Below are 20,008 nucleotides of genomic sequence, written 5' to 3'. Positions count from 1 at the left end.
AGTTGTTATATTGCACCGTCTATATTAGCCGTGTTGGTGCATAATATTTTAGATTTTATGAAAATGAAAGAAAAAGGTTATGAATCATCCGGATATTGCTAGACGTGTTTACAATCACACTTGGAAGCTTGATCCCATTATTCGCTCACTTCTTGATACGGATTTTTATAAGTTTCTTATGGTGCAGATGATTTGGGGGTTATACCCTAATGTTAATGTTACTTTTTCCCTCATAAATCGCTCTAAAACAATACGTCTTGCCGATGATATTGATGAGAGTGAATTACGTGCTCAACTTGATCATGCTCTTAGTTTGCGCTTTACAAAAAAAGAAATGATCTGGCTTGCTGGTAATACATTTTATGGACGCAAACAAATTTTTGAACCGGATTTTCTTCAGTGGCTTGAGAATTTTCAACTCCCAGAATATGAACTCACCCGCAAAGATGGCCAATATATCCTTCATTTTCATGGACCCTGGGCCCATAGTTCCATGTGGGAAATTCCTGCCCTTGCTATTATTAGTGAATTACGTTCACGTGCTGCTCTCAAAAAACTAGATCGTTTTGCTCTTGATGTACTTTATGCGCGTGCTAAAGCAAAAATGTGGAGTAAAGTTGAACGTCTCAAAAAATTGCCTGATATTAAAATATCTGACTTTGGGACAAGGCGCCGCCATTCTTTTTTATGGCAGCGCTGGTGTGTGGAAGCATTAAAAGAAGGTATTGGTCATTCTTTTACTGGAACTTCTAATGTTCTTCTTGCCATGGATACGGATTTAGAAGCTCTTGGAACCAATGCACACGAATTGCCTATGGTTATTGCGGCTCTCAGCAACAACGATGATGAATTACGCAGAGCTCCGTATCAAGTCTTGCAAGATTGGAATCGTTATTATGGTGGAAATCTTCTCATTGTTTTACCTGATACCTTTGGTACAGAAGAATTTTTACGCAATGCACCAGATTGGGTCGCTGATTGGACGGGTTTCAGACCCGATAGTGCGCCTCCTATTGAAGGTGGTGAACGTATTATTCAATGGTGGAAAGAAAAAGGAAAAGATCCACGCAAAAAACTTTTAATTTTTTCTGATGCTCTTGATGTCAATACAATTGAAAAAACCTATCATCATTTCCATGGTAAAGTGCGCATGAGTTTTGGATGGGGCACGGATCTTACCAATGATTTTACAGGCTGTGCACCTCAGGAAATCGAAACTCTTGATGCTCTTTCCCTTGTTTGTAAGGTGACCTATGCCAATGGTCGACCAGCCGTAAAACTTTCAGATAATCCTGAAAAAACGATCGGTGATTCAAAAGAAGTACAACGTTATCTCAATTTTTTTTGTAATAAAAAGCGAATTGCTAGACCTATAAAGACATAGTTTCCGGTTCTTTAAAACAAGTATATTGATCCATCATATTGTTTATAAGATTGATTTTTGTCCTACTCTAAGGACGAGGATTCTTAACCTTTGCTGGTCTGTAAACAGTTCGGCTGTTTTTGAGCAGATTCTACTTGGCCTACCACGCATACGCTTCACTTACATAAGGCGCGATAGATAAGACTTAAAAATATTTACGACGCATTAAAAAAATACTTAACGTGCCAAGGAAGTTTAGCCAAGGAGATTTTCTCATTTTAACCCTGTTAAATCAAGCACACTCATCTCCTTGCATGTATGAAGGTTTTCAAGTTCTAAGGGTTATTGTTGTAGTTTGACAGTAGGTTTTATACTAAGTGGGAAGAGGTTGGATTAAGTAGGAATACGTGGTAATTTGTTGTTTTTATGTACAATTTTGACCATTCAATGCGCGTTTTATCAAAATAGATTTTGACACCTAAAATTGCAAAAATTACCGAAAATCAGAAAAAAGTGCGTTTCCATAAGTAAAAATGAGAAAAGGCTTTCAAAACCCTTTGAGAACATCTTTAAACTCTTTGAAAAAAATAAATTGGTACAAAATCTAGTGTCAAAATATACAAAACCAGATGACAAGCTATAATTGTAGCATTAGGAATTACTAAGGCAAAATTGGAGGATGACAAATAGCATGGTGACTATTGGTGTGCATTTTGAAAGGCAAGGATGATGGTGCTCAAATAGATTTTATACATGTTACAGGAGATTTTACTTTATCCATGTATAGTCTGCTATTATGAAATGAGTAAAGCGTTGAGAAATGTTTCATTAAAAATAAATGTGTAAATAACATGATTTGGGAGACCTTTTGTTTTACGTGAGGGGCATGACTTCATTAAAAAACAGAGAATGCAATAATATTTTTATTTCGAATAAGCTTTATACAAAGACAGAGAAATTATTTATTCGCATATTATAATAAGAATGCGTGTATATATAAAACCATTTGAAAAACTCTGTTGTTTCTTATGAATTATTCTTAAGTTAATAACAGATGTAACATTAAAGATTGATATAATAGACCGGCTTCTTAACTGTATAAGTATAAAAATGATGGTGTTTAGTAAGCTTTGTATTATATCCTCATTAAGAGATATGAAAACAAACGAAATGTCTTTTAGAAAGAAATGACTATCATATCAATGACTTTTTAATGATGTATATGTAGAGATTCATACAAACATGCTTTACAAAAATAATGACTCTCTTCCATGAATGTGATTTATCATTGTTTACCAAGTGAGAACATTTTGAGTGTTCATAAAAATTATTTCACAAATATATTATTAATTAATTGCGTTCAAAAAGCTTGCTATTTCATATGCATTTTGGAAATGGAGAGCTTATATTCAAAACTTAAAAGTTCTCATAGTTTTTACAAATAAGTTGAAGCTAAAAAGAGTATCCCATAAAGCCTTTTTTATCATTAGGAAGATGGACGTGTTACAATATAAATGGCAATCAGCAATAATATAACCGCAACAAGTAAAGAAATCCACAAAGGAGGGTGTAGCATTACAAAAAAGGATAAAAATCCTCCTGTCATACTCATCATTGCAAAAACTTTAACGAATGGAGAGATTGCTTTTTTTTCTTCCCATCGCTTAATAGGGGGACCAAAAATACGATGATTATTCAACCATTGATGAAAACGTGGAGAAGAACGCGTAAAACACCATGAGGCAACCAATAAAAAAGGCACAGTTGGCATAATAGGTAATACGACACCGATAATACCTAATATAACCATCGCCCACCCTGCTATATAATAACAGATACGTAAAGGGTGCGATATCTTCAAATCTTTTTTCATTTTCTCGTACTATTTTCCTCTACGCAAAACCCTATACAAAAACATTGTATCTGTTTTTTTCTGTTTACATGTCTGAGTGCACAATTACGCTCTACCCCTTCATGCGTAAGTGTCTTTGCTGTTATAAGTTCCTTGAAAATACCGAATAGCTTACACAATATTATAATCATTTTAAATGATTTCAAGAAAAGAGGAGAGATTTTAGAAAAACAAAAAAATAAAAAGGCTGCAGAAGAAATCAATGCAGCCTCTTAATTAAGAATGCAGTGTTGGGGGGGGAGAAAATTTACTGCATTCACCTGCTAGATATTAGGAGGAAAAATAATCTAGCACTCGGGACTCTAATTAAAATAAAAATGAGAAACAATATATAAAAATGCATGGCTGATATGCATGAATTTTAACACTTTCAAGTCTCTTGAACTGTGTTTCGACGAAAGAAAATCATCATGAAAATAGCCATAAAAATCAACGTCAAGATCAACACAATTGTGGAAGCAGAATCAGAGCCGATAAATAAGCTGAGATAAATCCCTAAAAAACCAGAAAAAGCTGCAACAAGTATCGCGATCATTAACATAAAAGAAAACCGCTTTGTGACAAGATAGGCAATTGCTCCTGGTGCTATCAGTAAAGAAATAACGAGTACGATACCTACAGCTTTCAAAGCCGCAACAATTGTAAGAGAAATCATCGTTAGCAGGGTATAGTGGAGTAGAGATATTGGTAACCCCATTGCACGTCCTTGAACTGTGTCAAAAATATACAGCATAAAGTCGCGCCATTTTGCTGCTAAAATAAAAGTGACAACAGCAGAAATGATTGCCGTCTGCGTTATATCAAGCCAGTTAACACCCAAGAGATTACCAAATAGAATATGATTCAAATCTAAGCTACTATAAATAGACGTGGCTAAAACAAGCCCCAAACCAAACATTGAAGAAAAGACCACACCCATCACCGTGTCCTGTTTGATACGGCTATTGCTCCCTAAAAAACCCGTTAATAGTGCACACACCATTCCTGCAACAAAAGCACCGCAAGTAATCAAAGTCATTGTAATATTCTCTGGACGCATATGCTGAAACCAAGCAAATGGCAAAGAAGTTAAAAATGCGATTACCCATGGTGTTGTCATATAACCAACAACAACACCTGGAAAAACTGCATGAGAAATGGCATCGCCTAACAGCGCCCATCCTTTCAAAATAAGAAAACAGGAAAGCATCGCCATGGGAATAGAAAGAATCATGACAATAAGCATACCCTTAAGCATAAAAGAAAACTGAAACGGAAGCAGTAATTGATCAATCATGATAATATTACACCCTTTTTTGCCGCATTTATGCGTAAGCGCGCAGCAATAAACCCATGTTTAGGAGCAAAAATAAAAGCCAAAACAAATAAAGATGCTTGAAAAAGCACTACAACCCCCCCCGTTTGTGCATTCAAAAAATAACTCACATAAACACCCAAGACACTTGTGAAGGTTCCAATTACAACTGCAATAACCAAGATGTTCACGAAACGATCACTTAAAAGATAGGCCGTTGCCCCAGGTGTCACAACAAGACAAATGACTAAGAATGCTCCAACGGTTTGCATCGCAGCAACAGTACAAGCGGCAAGCAATGTGAAAAAGAGAATCTTTAAAAATTTTACGTTTAATCCAATGGCATGCGCATGCGTTTCATCAAATAATGACACAAGAAGATCTTTCCATTTCAAAAGCAATATAAGCAACGAAACAAAGCCGATAAAAGCCAATTGTAGAATATCTGTTGAACTCACTGCTAAAATATTTCCCAAAACAATCGTATCAATATTAACAGCCATTGGTTTTAATGATTTGAGAAACAACCCAAAGGCAAAAAAGGAAGAAAAAATGAGCCCAATAATGGTATCTTCTTTAAGCTTTGTCCGGTGGTTAAAAAAGAGCATTGCTGCTGCTGCAAGACCACCAGAAAAAAAAGCGCCGAGTGAAAAAGGTAACCCTAAAAGGTAAGCTCCTGCTACACCAGGAACAATCGAATGGGAAAGTGCATCACCAATCAATGACCAACCTTTTAACATCAAAAAAGCTGAAAGAAAGGCACAAACACACCCAACTAACCCAGAAACCCACATTGCATTCACCATATATTGATAGCTCAGTGGCTCAAGCAACCAAGAAATCATGCAACGTGCTCCACTCTTTCAATATCTTCACAAACGCTAGACTGCTTTCTTCCCATGAAAACATCATTTTTTTTTGTGGTTTGAAGATCAAAAATATGGTGATGCAAAGACCCTCCAAAAGTTTTCTCCAGATTTTCCTTTGTAAAGATTTTTTCTGTTAACCCAGAAGCTAAAACAGTACCTTTTATTAAAACTGTATGATCACAAAATTCGCGAACAGAACCCAAATTGTGAGTTGAAACCAAGATCACTGCTCCTTCTTTACGGAGATCTTGTAACAAAGCAATGATTTTATCTTCTGTTGTAACGTCAACCCCTGTAAACGGCTCATCTAATAAAATAGCTTTTGCTTTCTGTGCAAGCGCGCGCGCTAGGAAAACACGCTTTTTCTGTCCACCAGAAAGTTCTCCAATTTGGCGCTTGGCAAAAGCCAACATATCAACGCGTTCTAAGGCAATACGAACGGCCTCATAATCTTGTGTACGGGCATAGCGAAAGAAATTCATATGACCGTACCGCCCCATCAATACAACATCTTCAACCAAGACAGGAAAATTCCAATCAACATCTTCACTTTGAGGAACATAAGCAATAAGATTTTTTTTCAAAGCTATATCAACGGGCAAATCAAACATACGAATTTTTCCCTTTGAGGGGCGTACAAACCCCATAATCGCTTTAAATAACGTTGACTTACCGGATCCATTAACACCAACCAATGCCGTAATAGAACCCTTTGGACTTTCAAAATTCACTTCGCGTAAAGCTGTATGTCCATTACGATATGTTACCGTTACTCCTTGGGCAAAAATTCCACATTCCGTCATTGGTTTTTTACTCCCTCTACTAAAGCATTGCTAATACGCCCACTCGTGACACGTAATAAATCAATATAAGTGGGTACCTCACCATTTTTCTCACTTAAAGAATCAACATAAAGAACACCACCGTATTTAGCTCCTGTTTCTCTGGCAACCTGCTTAGCAGGCGCAGGGGAAATAGTGCTTTCAGAAAAAACTGCATGAATATTGTATTTGCGAACCATATCAATAACATGCTTGACCTGCTGTGGTGTTCCTTGTTGGTCAGCATTGATGGGCCATAAATAAAGTTCTTTTAGATCAAAATCACGCGCCAAATAGCTAAAAGCCCCCTCACTAGTCACAAGCCAACGTTTATCTTGCGGTACAGCTTCTAATTCAGCCCTAATTGGATCAATCGTTGCACGAATTTTCTGTTTATAAATTTCAGCATTCTGTTTATAAATTTCAGCATGTTCAGGATCATATTTTACAAAAGCATCGCGAATATTATCAACGTAAATCAAAGCAGAGGTCGGTGACATCCACGCATGAGGATTGGGTTTACCGCTAAAGGGGCCCTCACCAATTTTAATGGGTACAATACCTTTTGAAACAACAACACTTGGAACATCCTTGATATTTTGAAAAAACTTTTCAAACCAAAGCTCTAACTCTAAACCATTCCACAATACAAGGTTAGCTCCCTGAGCACGCATAAGATCGCGTGGGGTGGGTTGGTATTCATGAATTTCCGCACCTGGTTTTGTAATGGATTCAACATCAGCGGCATCACCTGCTACATTGCGTGCCATATCAGCAATGATAGTGAATGTCGTAACAGCTTTAAATTTACCAGCACACAAAGCAAAATTGGGTGTAAAAAAAATAACACTTCCAAAAACTATGGTGAAAAACGTTCTTACGTTCATTGATTCTCTCTTTCCTTTATATGCCTTCTTTTTATTGCAAATAATTTGCATTATCATTTAGCAATAGCAGTTATCTTTTACATTTGCAATGAAGGATTAAGAGAAAAAATAACTTTTCAAGATGTTTAAAAACAGTTTTTTCATATTGAAAAAACTGATGATTTAAGCAGCTTGTTTTGGTAATAAGATCCCCTTTCAAGAAGCTCTATAGCTCTTGAGTGCTAAACAAAAAGGGAGTACTCAAACAAGCTCCCACTTCATGTAAAATATCTCATAAAAAATGAGAATACTCAGTAGCGCAAATATGCACCTGTCATTTTGGTAACATTATCCACGATTTTTGAGGCAAGCTTTTCTAAATCTTCATCTGTTAGAGTCCGTTCTATGGGCTGAATAGTTACTTCAATTGCGACAGATTTTTTATCTTCACCAAAGCTTAAATCTTCAAAAATATCAAAAACCTGCACTGAATGAATAAGTTTTTTATCAGCTCCACCTGCCGCACGAATAATAAGAGAAGAGGCAACAGTTTTATCCGCTATAAAGGCAAAATCACGCCGCACCATTTGAAAAGGTGAGAGTTTCAAAGGAGGACGGCTTTTGGTCGTTTTTTTCTTTGATTCTGGAATTCGATCTAGAAAAATTTCAAAGCCGCATAAAGGGCCACTGACATCTAACTTTTCTAATGTAGCAGGATGAAAAACACCAAAAAAACCAAGAATAATCTTTGATCCAAGTTTTATGACACCTGAACGACCAGGATGATACCAATCCGGTGCTCCAACTTCAATCTGTACTTTCCCAACATCCATATCGCATGCTTCTAAAATAGCTAAAGCATCTGCTTTGGCATCAAAAACATCAACGACGGTTGCATTTCCATTCCAAAAACGCCCAGCCCCTTTAAATTGCTCTGTTCCGCGACGAATTCCACTAACAACACGGTGTTGTTTATCAGGGGTGTCGCCCTCATAAATACTTGAAACTTCAAACAAAGCAAGATCGGAAAAACCACGATCAGCATTTCTTTGTGCCGCCATAATCAAGCCAGGTAAAAGGGAAGGACGCATCATTGACATATCAGCAGCAATAGGATTAACTAATTTAAGCTCTTCTTGACCTCCTCCAAAAGCAAGAGCTTGATTTTCAGAAATAAAAGACCATGTCACCGCTTCTTTCATACCACGTTGCACTAGAGCCAAACGTGTAGCACGTGAACGAATTTGTGCGCATGTTAAAATTTGATCTTTTCCTTCTGCAAAGTTTTCCAAAGGAATAGGTTTAATTTTATCTAACCCATAAATTCTCATAACCTCTTCCACCAAATCGGCTTTACCCATAATATCAGGGCGCCATGATGGTACTTTTACCGTAACGACTTCTCCTTTTCCTTCAACAAAAAATCCAAGTTTTGTTAAAATAGAGATGACTTTTTCAGGTTCTATTTCCAAATTTGTTAAACGTTTAATTTCAGAAAAAGGAAAAGCGATCTGTTTGATTTCTTGTTGCTGATAGCCAACGATCTTCTTTTTAGATACTTCACCACCACAAAGACGTAAGACCAATTCTGTTGCAATCTCAAGTCCTGTTTCTATAAAAGCCGGGTCAACACCTCGTTCAAATCGATAACGTGCATCACTAATAAGACCTAATGCTCTTCCTGTTTGTGCAATGCTTCGCGCATCCCAAAGCGCCGATTCAATAATAATGCGATGTGTTGTTTCATCACAACTCGTTCTTTCACCGCCCATGATACCGGCAATCGAAACAACCCCCTCGTCATCTGCAATGACACAATTCTTAGGGCCCAGATGATAGATTTTTCCGTTCAGTGCTTGAAGCTGCTCTCCTTCACGCGCGCAACGTACACACAAATTACCTTTAATTTTATCTGCATCAAAAACATGGAGCGGACGACCAAGGTCAAAACTGATGTAATTGGTCATATCAACAAGCGCATTAATCGGTCTCAGACCAATTGCATTCAAACGCTGTTGCATCCACTGTGGTGATGCACCATTTTGAACATTGCGCACTTCACGCCAAGCAAAACCTAAACATAATGATGAATCTTGCGAAAAATCTAATGAAACATCGAGAGGTGTTTCAAAGGAAGGATCAAATTTTGACAAGGATAATTCTTTTAATTTTCCCATTCCAGCGGCAGCAAGATCACGTGCAATACCACGAACACCTGTGCAATCGGAACGATTAGGGGTCAAACCAATATCAATAACCGGATCATCTAAACCAGCATAAGCTGCAAATGAACCTCCAATAGGTGCATCTTCTGGAAGTTCAATAATCCCATCATGCTCATTTGATAATTCAAGCTCCGCTTGTGAACACATCATCCCAAAACTTTCAACACCTCGGATTTTTCCTACAGATAATGTTACATCAAGTCCTAGAATATAAGTGCCTGGTAGTGCCAGAACACCAACAAGACCTGCGCGTGCATTTGGTGCTCCACAGACAACTTGAACAGGTGTGGAAGTCCCTGTATCGACTGATAAAATTTGAAGTTTATCTGCATCAGGATGCTTTATTGCTGTTAAAACTTTTGCAATCACAAAACCTTTTAAAGAAGACCGATCATCAACGTAATCAACCTCAAGACCTATAGCGGTTAATTTTTCACAAATTTCATTCAAAGATGCATTTGTTTCTAAGTGATCTTTTAACCAGGACAATGTAAACTTCATTTTAAAACCTCACATGAAAGCGATGACTAAGATCACACATTTCTATTAGGAAAAAAAGCAGGCATATCAAAGCAACGAAAGCCATAATGGTCTAACCAACGCAGGTCAGCGTCAAAAAAAGCCCGCAAATCAGGCATACCGTATTTCAACATGGCAATACGATCAATGCCCATGCCCCATGCAAAACCTTGATATTCATCTGGATCTAAACCAACATTTTTCAACACCTGGGGATGCACCATTCCGCATCCTAAAATTTCCAACCAATCCTGCCCTTCTCCGAACTTTACTTCTGAACCAGAACGATCACATTGAATATCTACCTCCATAGATGGTTCGGTAAAAGGGAAAAAAGAGGGACGAAAACGCATTTTTACAGAGGGAACTTCAAAAAATGCTTTACAAAAAGTTTCATGCAGCCACATCATATGTGCAATGGTGGAGGTTTTATCAATGACAAGACCCTCGACCTGATGGAACATGGGAGAATGTGTTGCATCCGAATCCATGCGGTAAGTTTTTCCAGGAATAATGATTCGTATCGGTGCTTTTTGTTTTTCTAGTGTGCGAATTTGTACGGGTGATGTATGGGTTCGCAATAATTTTCGTTCTCCCATTTTATCAACATCAAAAAAGAAGGTATCATGCATTTCACGCGCTGGATGCCCTTCAGGAAAATTCAATGCTGTAAAATTATAATAATCTGTTTCAATATCAGGTCCCTCTGCAAGAGAAAAACCCAACTTTGTATAAATGGCAATAATTTCCTCAATCACTTGTGAAATAGGATGAATGCGTCCCCGTTCTATAGGTGAAGAGCGAACAGGCAAGGTAACATCAACTGTTTCACGAGAAAGACGGACATCCATTGCCTGTCTTTTCAGAAGATCACGCTTTTGTGCCCATAATTCTAAAATGCGATTTTTTAATCCATTAAGAACTGGTCCAACTTTATGGCGCTCGCCAGCATCTATTTTTCCTAATTCTTTTAATTTTTCAGAGATACTACCTTTTTTACCCAATGCTGCAATACGCACTTCTTCAAGTGCTTGTTCATCACCTGCTGCCTCTAAGGCTAAACAAATTTCTTGTTCTAGACGCTCAATATCATTCATATTTTTGCCTATTTTTTAATAAAGAAAAACCCGCACTCGCAATAGCCAGCACGGGACCTCGAATAAATGAATGCTTTAAGAGAACACGACTGGCTTATTTGGCAGCGCCTTCGAAAGCATTAGGTGTCGTATCTTTTAAATATTCTAAAGCTTTTTTTGCCGAAGCAACTAAAGCAGAAAATGCTTCTGCCTCATGGATTGCTATATCTGAAAGAACCTTACGATCAACCTCAATACCGGCTTTTGATAAGCCATCAATAAAACGTCCATAAGTTAAACCTTCTGCGCGAACAGCCGCATTAATTCTCTGAATCCACAAAGCACGGAAAGTACGTTTCCTATTTTTGCGGTCACGATAAGCGTATTGCTTTGAACGATCAACCGCTGCTTTAGCTGCACGAATGGTATTTTTACGACGACCGTAAAAACCTTCAGCCTGTTTAAGAACTTTTTTGTGCTTAGCGTGTGCTGTCACACCTCTTTTCACACGAGCCATATTATAATCTCCTCAAAATCAAAAGCGTAAGGTTTAAATACCATTCGGCAAATAATGCTGAATGACTTTTTTAGCATCTTGTTCACACAAAACCATTGTTCCACGTGCATCGCGAATAAATTTATTCGAACGCTTAATCATGCCGTGGCGCTTACCGGCAGCTGCTACTTTAATTTTGCCTGACGCAGTGATTTTAAACCGCTTTTTAGCGGATGATTTGGTCTTCATCTTGGGCATTTTGCTACTCCGTACATTAATTTATTCAATCAAACATTTTATTCACTCAAGCGGACCAACGCTTGAACAAGCATTTAAACAGCCACGGCATGCCCTGCCGGGCGGCTCTTAAAGACGTTTTCATAAGCTAGTATACACAAAATAGCAAGACCGTATTACAAAAAAATCGGCGCTCCATTGCCGTGAAGCTCAACCAAAGGTGCTGGAATTGCATTTGTTTTGATGGCTGCTTTACATAAATCGGCAATAATGCATTGCGTACATTGTGGTTTACGGGCTTGACAAATATAGCGACCATGTAAAATCAGCCAATGATGCGCATGGCGAATATAATGAACCGGTATAATCTTTAATAATTTTTTCTCAACAATTTCTGGTGTTTTTCCAGGCGCCAAACCAAGACGATTGCTTAAGCGAAAAATATGTGTATCTACTGCCAATGTAGGCTGACCAAAAGCAACATTCAAGACCACATTAGCCGTTTTGCGCCCCACTCCAGGAAGGGCCATGAGTGCTTCACGCGTATCGGGTACTTGACCGCCATAATAATCAATTAAACAGTTGCAAAGCGCATAAACATTACGTGCTTTTGCACGCCAAAGGCCAATTGAACGGATATGATTTGCTATTTCTTCTTCCCCTAATGCAACCATTTTTTCCGGTTGATCAGCAAGGCAAAATAATTCTTTTGTCGCTTTATTAACGCTTACATCTGTCGCTTGAGCCGAAAGCACAACGGCAACTAAAAGTGTAAAAGTATTTATGTAGTTAAGATCACTCTTAGGTGTTGGGCGTTGCACAGAAAAACGGCGAAATATTTCCGCAATTTCATCTTTATTATACAATATACTAGATAAATTTCGCACCTTTGATAATTTTATGTTACTTTGAGGCATTGAACTCTCTTAAATCTTCTCTCTTGAAGTTATCATTCACGCTCGCCATATGAGAGGAGTGCAGCGAACACTTTTATAGAGTTTGGTCAAGTAAAGCCGTTTTAAAGAGGATACTCATGAATGACACATGTGACGCCTTTCTCCAATCCTTTTCTTTTAGGGTTTGAAACCGTAGAAAAAATATTGCAACGTATCGGTAAAGCTGATGAGGCTTACCCAGCCTATAATATTGAACGTTTGCATAAAAGTGATGATGCAAATCATATCCGGATAACTTTGGCTGTTGCTGGATTTAAGATTAACCATCTTAATATTTTACTCGATGATAATCAATTGGTTATTCATGGTAAACAAACAGACAACCAAAATCATCAATATTTATATCGGGGTATAGCTGCGCGACAATTCCAGCGAACCTTTGTTCTCGCGGAAGGGATGCATGTTACAAATGCAGAGTTGAAAAATGGTCTTTTATCAATTAATCTGTATCAACCAAAATTAAAAAAAGAAATAAAACAGATTCCAATTAAAGTCAGTAGTGGTGAGTCATAAAAGTTAAGGCGTAAAGGAACAGTGAAATGGGAGAACACAAACAAAACTTGTCGTTTCAGAACACATCCTACTCTGATGCGGGACAGATTGCCTATTTAAAAAAAGTTTGTACAGATGATCTGGCTAAAAACTTTCCAGATCTTCCACCGATGACCCCAGGCATTACGATATGGGCTCTCTTTGGTGAAACAGGTTATCCTATCATTTTATCCGATGAGCGTTCTATCGCCCTTGCTGGAGCCAATGAGCATGAACTACAAATTGTAACTCTGCACTAGATTACCCTAAGAGAAAAAGCTGTACTCTTTATAAATTCTATCTATTTTTTCGTAAAGGGTGTAATGTGAGTTATAATTAGATTAAGTATTGATTTATATTCATAATTAATTTTTTACAACTGGAATGAGAGTCCCGAATATCATAAGGTTCTCTCATTTGAGATCTTCTTATATTGAAACAATTAAAGTCACTTGCTTGATGTCATAAGCAGGGAGAGCCATGTGGATAAAAACACTTGAAGAAAGGAATAAAAATATCTCTTTTTAATTGTCTCAATTACCAAGGACGTTCACGATATGGGGATAAAAAATGTATGATGGTGTCAATTTTCTTCTTCATAAGTGTGAAGATGTCCCTTATAGATTTATATTATTCACGGGGGCTGTTATACCATTCATAGGCGCTATCGTGAAATGGGCTCGAGCGCATTGAAAGATGTCTCTTTAAAATGAGTATAAAGGCTATACAAGTGTATTTTGTTTGGTGTGTTTTGTTTTTCCTTAGGGGAGTAGCTCTATTGAAGAGTGTAAAAACAAAAGCATGAGATAATGCGTCATCATTATTTAAAAGATATTTTTATGAATGCGTTTGAAAGGTGTAAAGCTGAATTATAAGGAGATGATAGATTTTTATCACGATTTCTTTATATTCTTTCCAATTCCAGAAATTACGCAAACAGATAGATGCAATATACTAACCAAATCTGGCATACAAAAATCTGGAACAGTTCGTGTCATACTGAAGCGTTTTGATATTTGTCTCAAACGTGGACTCGCACAGGGATTAGATGTTGATTAACAGGTAATAAAAAACAAAGGCTTTATGAAAAAGTTTATGCAGAGCTTTTAATTTTGTGCTTCAAATGCCGCAGTACAAGGTATTTTTCTCTTTTGAATATTAAAGCTCTTGTTTTTATAATGAAGTTACAGCACAACAAGCAAAATGGAATTATTTGAGGGGAAAAAAATAATGCCTTCTTACCGTTCAAGAATATCAACCCACGGGCGTAATATGGCAGGAGCCCGCGGACTTTGGCGTGCAACAGGGATGAAAGATACTGATTTTGGTAAACCCATTATTGCGATTGCGAATTCTTTTACACAATTTGTACCAGGGCATGTCCATTTAAAAGATCTTGGGCAATTAGTCGCACAACAGATAGCAGTTGCCGGTGGTGTTGCGAAAGAATTTAATACCATTGCTGTAGATGATGGAATTGCGATGGGGCACGATGGAATGCTCTATTCTTTGCCCTCACGTGAAATCATTGCTGATTCTGTAGAGTATATGGTTAATGCACACTGTGCAGATGCACTTGTTTGTATTTCTAATTGTGACAAAATTACGCCTGGTATGTTAATGGCTGCTTTACGGTTGAATATTCCGACAATCTTTGTTTCAGGCGGTCCTATGGAAGCAGGTAAGATTAAATGGAAGGATCAAGATCTAACGGTTGATTTGGTCGATGCCATGGTTGCAGCAGCTTCAGAACAAAATTCAGAAGAAGAAGTTGCTGAAATGGAGCGTGCTGCTTGTCCTACATGTGGTTCTTGTTCAGGAATGTTTACGGCCAATTCTATGAATTGCTTAACGGAAGCATTGGGGCTTTCTCTTCCCGGAAATGGATCAATGTTAGCAACACATGCAGATCGACGAATGCTTTTTGAAGAAGCTGGAAAACAGATTGTTGCATTGGTTAAACGTTATTATGAAGAAGATGATGAAACAGTTTTGCCGCGCTCTATTGCTTCACGCAAGGCTTTTGAAAATGCAATGACCGTTGATATTGCCATGGGGGGATCAACCAATACAGTACTGCATCTTTTAGCTGCAGCGCAAGAAGGTGAGGTGGATTTTACCATGACGGATATTGATCATCTTTCACGTTGTGTTCCTGTTTTATGTAAGGTTGCTCCTGCTGTTGCAAATGTACATATGGAAGATGTTCATCGCGCTGGTGGTATTATGGGGCTTTTAGGTGAACTGGATGCGGCAGGACTCATTGATACATCAACTTATACGGTTCACGCAAAAACAATGAAAGAAGCTCTTTACCGCTGGGATGTAAAGCAAACTAATGAGCCAACAGTTCATGCATTTTATCGTGCCGCTCCAGGTGGTATTCCAACACAGACAGCTTTTAGTCAATCTTGTCGCTATGAGACCCTTGACCTTGATCGTGAAAAAGGTGTGATTCGCGATAGGGAACACGCATATTCACAAGATGGGGGATTGGCAGTTCTTTATGGAAATCTTGCAAAAGATGGCTGCATTGTAAAAACAGCAGGCGTTGATCAATCAATTTTAACTTTTAAAGGTCCGGCAAGAATTTTTGAAAGCCAAGATTCAGCTGTTTCAGCTATATTAACTGATAAGATTAAAACAGGTGAAATTGTTTTAATCCGTTATGAAGGCCCACGTGGTGGACCTGGAATGCAAGAAATGCTTTATCCAACGAGTTATCTCAAATCTAAAGGATTAGGCAAGGTTTGTGCACTTGTTACAGATGGACGTTTTTCAGGTGGAAGTTCAGGGCTCTCAATAGGACATATTTCACCAGAAGCTGCTGAAGGAGGAGAAATTGCGTTGGTGGAAGAGGGGGATATCATAGAAATTGATATTCCAAATCGTAGAATTCATATGTTGGTGGATGACGTTGAGATGAAGCAGCGCCGTTCTAAGATGGAAGCAAAAGGAAAAGGCGCTTGGCAACCGATTGAGAAGCGTCAGCGTAAAGTTTCAAAGGCTCTCAAAGCCTATGCAGCGATGACCACATCTGCTGCAAAGGGTGCAGTACGTAATATTTGATGAGTTGAATAGAGATAGTGCTCTGATTTTTTGCATCTTTTGCACGATATTCTAAGCTAATTATTTTATGAGTTTATGAACTTATCAGAATATTTCGAGTCATGATGAGTATGATTAAAAAGCTATCAATACAACTAAAAACTGCGGTAGATTGCTTATTTTAGCAGCTATGTAAAACAGATACAGTATAATTACTTTTCATATCATATTCCAATCTTATATGAGATTATGATTTCTTATTACTCATATTTATGAAAGATATTTATTGTACTGGTGGCATTATCTTGTTGTACCGTAAAACACTGTCATTTAGGACTGTGATATACGGCATCTTCCTTAAATATTAAGTGTGTTTTTAGTGTGTGGTGAATATTCTTAGACTTGTTTGTAAAGCTTTGAGTTTAAGAGAAGCACATGATTAGGAAGTCAAGGAAAATCCGTTAGAAGCTGGACTATTTGCAGACTTGATTCGAATGAAAATTCTTATCCATTAAGGTGTGGGAAGGAGTTGAAGGATGTTTATGAAAATAAAGTACAGCTGTGATATATCTGATTATATGTTTCATATGAAAACAGTAAAAGAGCTCTTTATAACTTAAAATGTGAAGAAAATACGAGACCCATTATCCATGAATTTATTATGCAAAATGGGATGGTATTCCAACACTGACAGTTTTAAACTAAAAATATTGCTATGATAACAATAATATTGATCGTGAAAAAGCACAATTCATTAAATATGGCGTATTTGCAAGGTGGAGGAGATTTCATGACAATCTTTACAAAAAACGACTATCTTGTAAAAATAGTCGATCTTGACCAATTTTTTGTATAAGAGCCAATATTAATCTAAGGGAATATGAAATATAATGCATAGGGTTTTGCCTATAGGCAATTACACTTATCAAAATATATTATGTAGAAAAGCGATGGGAATACGATAAATAACTGTTTATGCTGTGGTATATCAAAAATGGTTACGTTATCTCCTATTAAGAAGGTTTTTTAATAAAAAATAACATCTGTTTTCTATAAAGGGTTACTCTTTTCAAGCTGTTTGAGGTGGTAAATTGCTTCTAAAGCTTGTTTAGGAGAGAGTTCATCGGGATGAATATTTTTTAAAGCTTCGTGAAGTATACAATGTTTGTTTTTTGCTTCATTGACGGGAGATGTTGCTTTAAGAGAAAAGAGAGGTAAATCATCAATGAGTTTATGTCCTTTTCCAGCCATTTCGCCTTGTTCTAATTGATGGAGTACATCTGTTGCTCGTGTAATAACGGCTGGGGGAAGTCCAGCAAGCTTTGCGACTTGTACACCATAGGAACGGTCAGCGGCTCCTGGTGTGACCTCATGAAGAAAAACTACATCACCATCCCAATTTTTGACTTTCATGGTTACATTATGCAGTCTGTCAAGTTTTTCGGTAAGTGCAGTCATTTCATGAAAATGGGTAGCAAGAATAGCACGACAATGGTTAACTTCATGGAGATATTCAACAGCAGCCCAAGCAATAGAAAGTCCATCAAAGGTTGATGTTCCACGTCCTATTTCATCAAGAATAACAAGGGAATGGTGGCTAGCATGATTGAGAATCGTTGCTGTTTCAACCATTTCCATCATAAAGGTTGAGCGCCCTCGTGCAAGATCATCGGAAGCCCCAACGCGACTAAATAGGCGATCAACGACACCAATATGTGCTGAAGTTGCTGGAACGAAGGACCCCATTTGCGCCATAATAGCAATAAGAGCATTTTGCCGCAAAAAAGTTGATTTTCCTCCCATATTAGGCCCTGTCAACAGCCAGATTGCTGCATATTGCTGATTTTCTTGCACAGAGAGATCACAATTATTGGCAATAAAAGGTTCTGTTGCTTGTTTGCGGAGTGCTTGCTCGACGACAGGATGGCGTCCTGCTGTAATGCGAAAGGTAAGTGAAAGATCAATTTTAGGGCGGCAATATCCTTGTTCTTCAGCAAGATATGCTAAAGCGACAGAGACATCTAAAATAGCAAGTGCTTCAGAGGCTTTACGAATAAAATCAACTTGTTCGGTAATTTCATGAACGAGAATATCAAAAATCTCTAGTTCAAGTGTCAATGCGTGATTGGCAGCATGGGCAATACGGCTTTCAAGGTCAGCAAGCTCTGTTGTCGTAAAACGCATAGCGTTTGCCATTGTTTGCCGATGAATAAAACTTGCTTTAGCTTCTGGATTATTTGTAAGAGCAGATGCTTGTGTACTGGTTACTTCAATGAAATAACCTAGAATATTATTATGCTTTATTTTAAGCGTCTTAATATCTGTTTTTTGGGCATATTGCGCTTGAAGTTCAGCAATGACACGGCGAGATTCATCACGTAAAGCACGCATTTCATCGAGCTCTTTATGATAATTGGAACGAATAAAACCACCATCACGTTTAAGGAGTGGGAGATCATCAGCTAATGCTTGTTCTAAATGAAAGTATAACGCTGTGGGTAAGTTTGAGAACACCTGTTGTACATCACTTATTTCTTGAGGCAGAAGCTCATTATCAAGAAGTTGATGCAATTCACGAATGATTTCAAAGCCACGCTGGATTGTCGCCATATCACGGGGACCTCCTCGTCCAAGAGCCAAACGTGAAACGGCGCGGGGCATATCTGGTCCCCCCTTTAAAATAAGCTTTATCGCTTCTGCAAGAGAAGGATTACGTAGAAAAAAATCGATAGAATCCAAACGCGTATCAATAGCTGAAGGAGTGGTGAGGGGAGCAATAAGGCGGTCAATAAGAAGGCGTGATCCTCCTCCTGTTACAGTGCGATCAATAGCTTTTAATAAACTTCCATCCCGTTGACCTGATGTCGTTCGAATAAGTTCAAGGCTTAGTCTGGTTGCGGCATCAATAAAAAGAGTTGCACTTTCATTTTGGCGTTCAGGCTGCATGAGGGGAGGGCGATGCGTGATTTGTGTTTTTTCGATATAACGAATAGCAGCTACAATTGCAGAGAGTTCACAGCGTGAATAATCGGCAACGCCTTCAAGAGTTGAGAGTTTAAAATAATTGCAAATATCGCGTTCAGCGGTGAGTGCATCAAAGAGACAAGCAGGTTGAGGTGAAACGATACGATCAAGAACACTAAAAAGTGACTTGTGAGATTTATCATGAAAAAATGAATCAGAAACAATGATTTCTTGTGGATCCACACGCATAATATCTGCTAAAAGTTTTTCTTGGCGGCTCTCTGTTACACGAAATATGCCTGTTGAGATATCAATCCAAGAAAGAGCAAATTCCTCTCCATCGCTAGTTTTTATACGGGAAAGTGTCATCAAATAATTTGCGCGTGTTGGATCAAGGAGTTTTTCTTCTGTTATTGTTCCAGGTGTTACAAGACGAACAACATCACGCCGAACAACAGATTTTGAGCCACGTTTTTTTGCTTCAGCAGGATCTTCTATTTGTTCACAAACAGCAACTCGGTAACCACAAGCAATCAGTTTTTGTAAATAATCATCTGCAGCATGAACGGGAACACCACACATAGGAATATCTTGTCCTAAATGTTTTCCGCGTGCTGTGAGTGTGATTCCTAAAGCCTGAGCAGCTTCAATCGCATCATTAAAAAATAATTCATAAAAATCCCCCATTCGGTAAAAGAGAAGGGAATCATGATGGACGGCTTTGATTTCTATGTACTGCTCCATCATAGGTGTAAGACGTTCTTGAGAGGAAGCAGATGGGGAGGCAGGCTGTGGAATTAAATTATTTTTATGATTGTTTTTTTTATCCAT

Annotated in this window: 16 protein-coding genes; 5 read left to right on the top strand and 11 right to left on the bottom strand. The window is 38.0% G+C overall.

Annotation, left to right across the window (positions count from 1 at the left end):
• Nucleotides 1–79: 79 nt before the first annotated feature.
• The gene (gene pncB / locus ACFINS_RS00380; protein ID WP_375705748.1) at nucleotides 80–1,384 is read left to right on the top strand and encodes a nicotinate phosphoribosyltransferase; all 1,305 of its coding nucleotides are present in this window, start codon (nucleotides 80–82) and stop codon (nucleotides 1,382–1,384) included.
• Between the two features lie 1,465 nt (nucleotides 1,385–2,849).
• Here the strand turns inward: pncB and ACFINS_RS00375 are convergent.
• The 10 genes from ACFINS_RS00375 to nth form a co-directional block, all read right to left on the bottom strand.
• On the bottom strand, nucleotides 2,850–3,236 hold the full coding sequence (locus tag ACFINS_RS00375; RefSeq protein WP_375611405.1) for a YbaN family protein: 387 nt from the start codon (nucleotides 3,234–3,236) through the stop codon (nucleotides 2,850–2,852).
• Nucleotides 3,237–3,645: 409 nt separating this feature from the next.
• On the bottom strand, nucleotides 3,646–4,551 hold the full coding sequence (locus tag ACFINS_RS00370) for a metal ABC transporter permease (protein ID WP_273790250.1): 906 nt from the start codon (nucleotides 4,549–4,551) through the stop codon (nucleotides 3,646–3,648).
• Nucleotides 4,548–5,414, bottom strand: a complete 867-nt coding sequence (locus tag ACFINS_RS00365) for a metal ABC transporter permease (protein WP_375611406.1) — start codon at nucleotides 5,412–5,414, stop codon at nucleotides 4,548–4,550. Before ACFINS_RS00365 ends, ACFINS_RS00370 begins: the two co-directional genes overlap by 4 nt.
• Nucleotides 5,411–6,241, bottom strand: a complete 831-nt coding sequence (locus ACFINS_RS00360) for a manganese/iron ABC transporter ATP-binding protein (protein ID WP_375638161.1) — start codon at nucleotides 6,239–6,241, stop codon at nucleotides 5,411–5,413. Before ACFINS_RS00360 ends, ACFINS_RS00365 begins: the two co-directional genes overlap by 4 nt.
• Nucleotides 6,238–7,146, bottom strand: coding sequence for a metal ABC transporter substrate-binding protein (locus tag ACFINS_RS00355; protein WP_375611408.1), 909 nt, complete (start codon nucleotides 7,144–7,146; stop codon nucleotides 6,238–6,240). Before ACFINS_RS00355 ends, ACFINS_RS00360 begins: the two co-directional genes overlap by 4 nt.
• A 290-nt stretch (nucleotides 7,147–7,436) precedes the next feature.
• A complete protein-coding gene (pheT, locus tag ACFINS_RS00350) occupies nucleotides 7,437–9,851 on the bottom strand; it encodes a phenylalanine--tRNA ligase subunit beta (RefSeq protein WP_375611409.1) in 2,415 nt (804 codons plus the stop codon).
• 32 nt (nucleotides 9,852–9,883) lie between these two features.
• Nucleotides 9,884–10,966, bottom strand: coding sequence for a phenylalanine--tRNA ligase subunit alpha (gene pheS, locus ACFINS_RS00345; protein ID WP_375705747.1), 1,083 nt, complete (start codon nucleotides 10,964–10,966; stop codon nucleotides 9,884–9,886).
• Nucleotides 10,967–11,060: 94 nt separating this feature from the next.
• On the bottom strand, nucleotides 11,061–11,462 hold the full coding sequence (rplT, locus tag ACFINS_RS00340; protein WP_375705746.1) for a 50S ribosomal protein L20: 402 nt from the start codon (nucleotides 11,460–11,462) through the stop codon (nucleotides 11,061–11,063).
• A 33-nt stretch (nucleotides 11,463–11,495) separates the two neighbouring features.
• The gene (gene rpmI / locus ACFINS_RS00335; RefSeq protein ID WP_183193590.1) at nucleotides 11,496–11,699 is read right to left on the bottom strand and encodes a 50S ribosomal protein L35; all 204 of its coding nucleotides are present in this window, start codon (nucleotides 11,697–11,699) and stop codon (nucleotides 11,496–11,498) included.
• 155 nt (nucleotides 11,700–11,854) lie between these two features.
• Nucleotides 11,855–12,595 (bottom strand): endonuclease III, encoded by a 741-nt coding sequence (nth, locus tag ACFINS_RS00330; protein WP_375611411.1) that lies wholly within the window; start codon nucleotides 12,593–12,595, stop codon nucleotides 11,855–11,857.
• A 120-nt stretch (nucleotides 12,596–12,715) separates the two neighbouring features.
• On the opposite strand from nth, the gene ACFINS_RS00325 reads away from it, so the two are divergent.
• The 4 genes from ACFINS_RS00325 to ilvD all read left to right on the top strand — a co-directional run bounded on the left by ACFINS_RS00325 (nucleotide 12,716) and on the right by ilvD (nucleotide 16,234).
• The gene (locus ACFINS_RS00325) at nucleotides 12,716–13,147 is read left to right on the top strand and encodes an Hsp20 family protein (protein ID WP_375612819.1); all 432 of its coding nucleotides are present in this window, start codon (nucleotides 12,716–12,718) and stop codon (nucleotides 13,145–13,147) included.
• Nucleotides 13,148–13,173: 26 nt separating this feature from the next.
• Nucleotides 13,174–13,425 carry a DUF1150 domain-containing protein gene (locus tag ACFINS_RS00320; protein ID WP_012754519.1) on the top strand — a complete coding sequence of 84 codons (252 nt, stop codon included), beginning with the start codon at nucleotides 13,174–13,176 and terminating at the stop codon, nucleotides 13,423–13,425.
• A gap of 619 nt (nucleotides 13,426–14,044) precedes the next feature.
• Nucleotides 14,045–14,224 carry a hypothetical protein gene (locus ACFINS_RS00315; protein ID WP_375611413.1) on the top strand — a complete coding sequence of 60 codons (180 nt, stop codon included), beginning with the start codon at nucleotides 14,045–14,047 and terminating at the stop codon, nucleotides 14,222–14,224.
• A gap of 171 nt (nucleotides 14,225–14,395) precedes the next feature.
• On the top strand, nucleotides 14,396–16,234 hold the full coding sequence (gene ilvD / locus ACFINS_RS00310) for a dihydroxy-acid dehydratase (RefSeq protein WP_375611414.1): 1,839 nt from the start codon (nucleotides 14,396–14,398) through the stop codon (nucleotides 16,232–16,234).
• A gap of 1,029 nt (nucleotides 16,235–17,263) precedes the next feature.
• On the opposite strand, the gene mutS is transcribed toward ilvD, so the two are convergent.
• Nucleotides 17,264–20,008, bottom strand: coding sequence for a DNA mismatch repair protein MutS (gene mutS, locus ACFINS_RS00305; protein ID WP_375700781.1), 2,745 nt, complete (start codon nucleotides 20,006–20,008; stop codon nucleotides 17,264–17,266).

It is taken from the genome of Bartonella sp. AA2SXKL (genome assembly GCF_042197205.1).
Taxonomy (GTDB): Bacteria; Pseudomonadota; Alphaproteobacteria; order Rhizobiales; family Rhizobiaceae; genus Bartonella.
The sequence above is the reverse complement of the archived record's forward strand: the minus strand, read 5'-3'. Positions and strand labels throughout refer to the sequence as shown.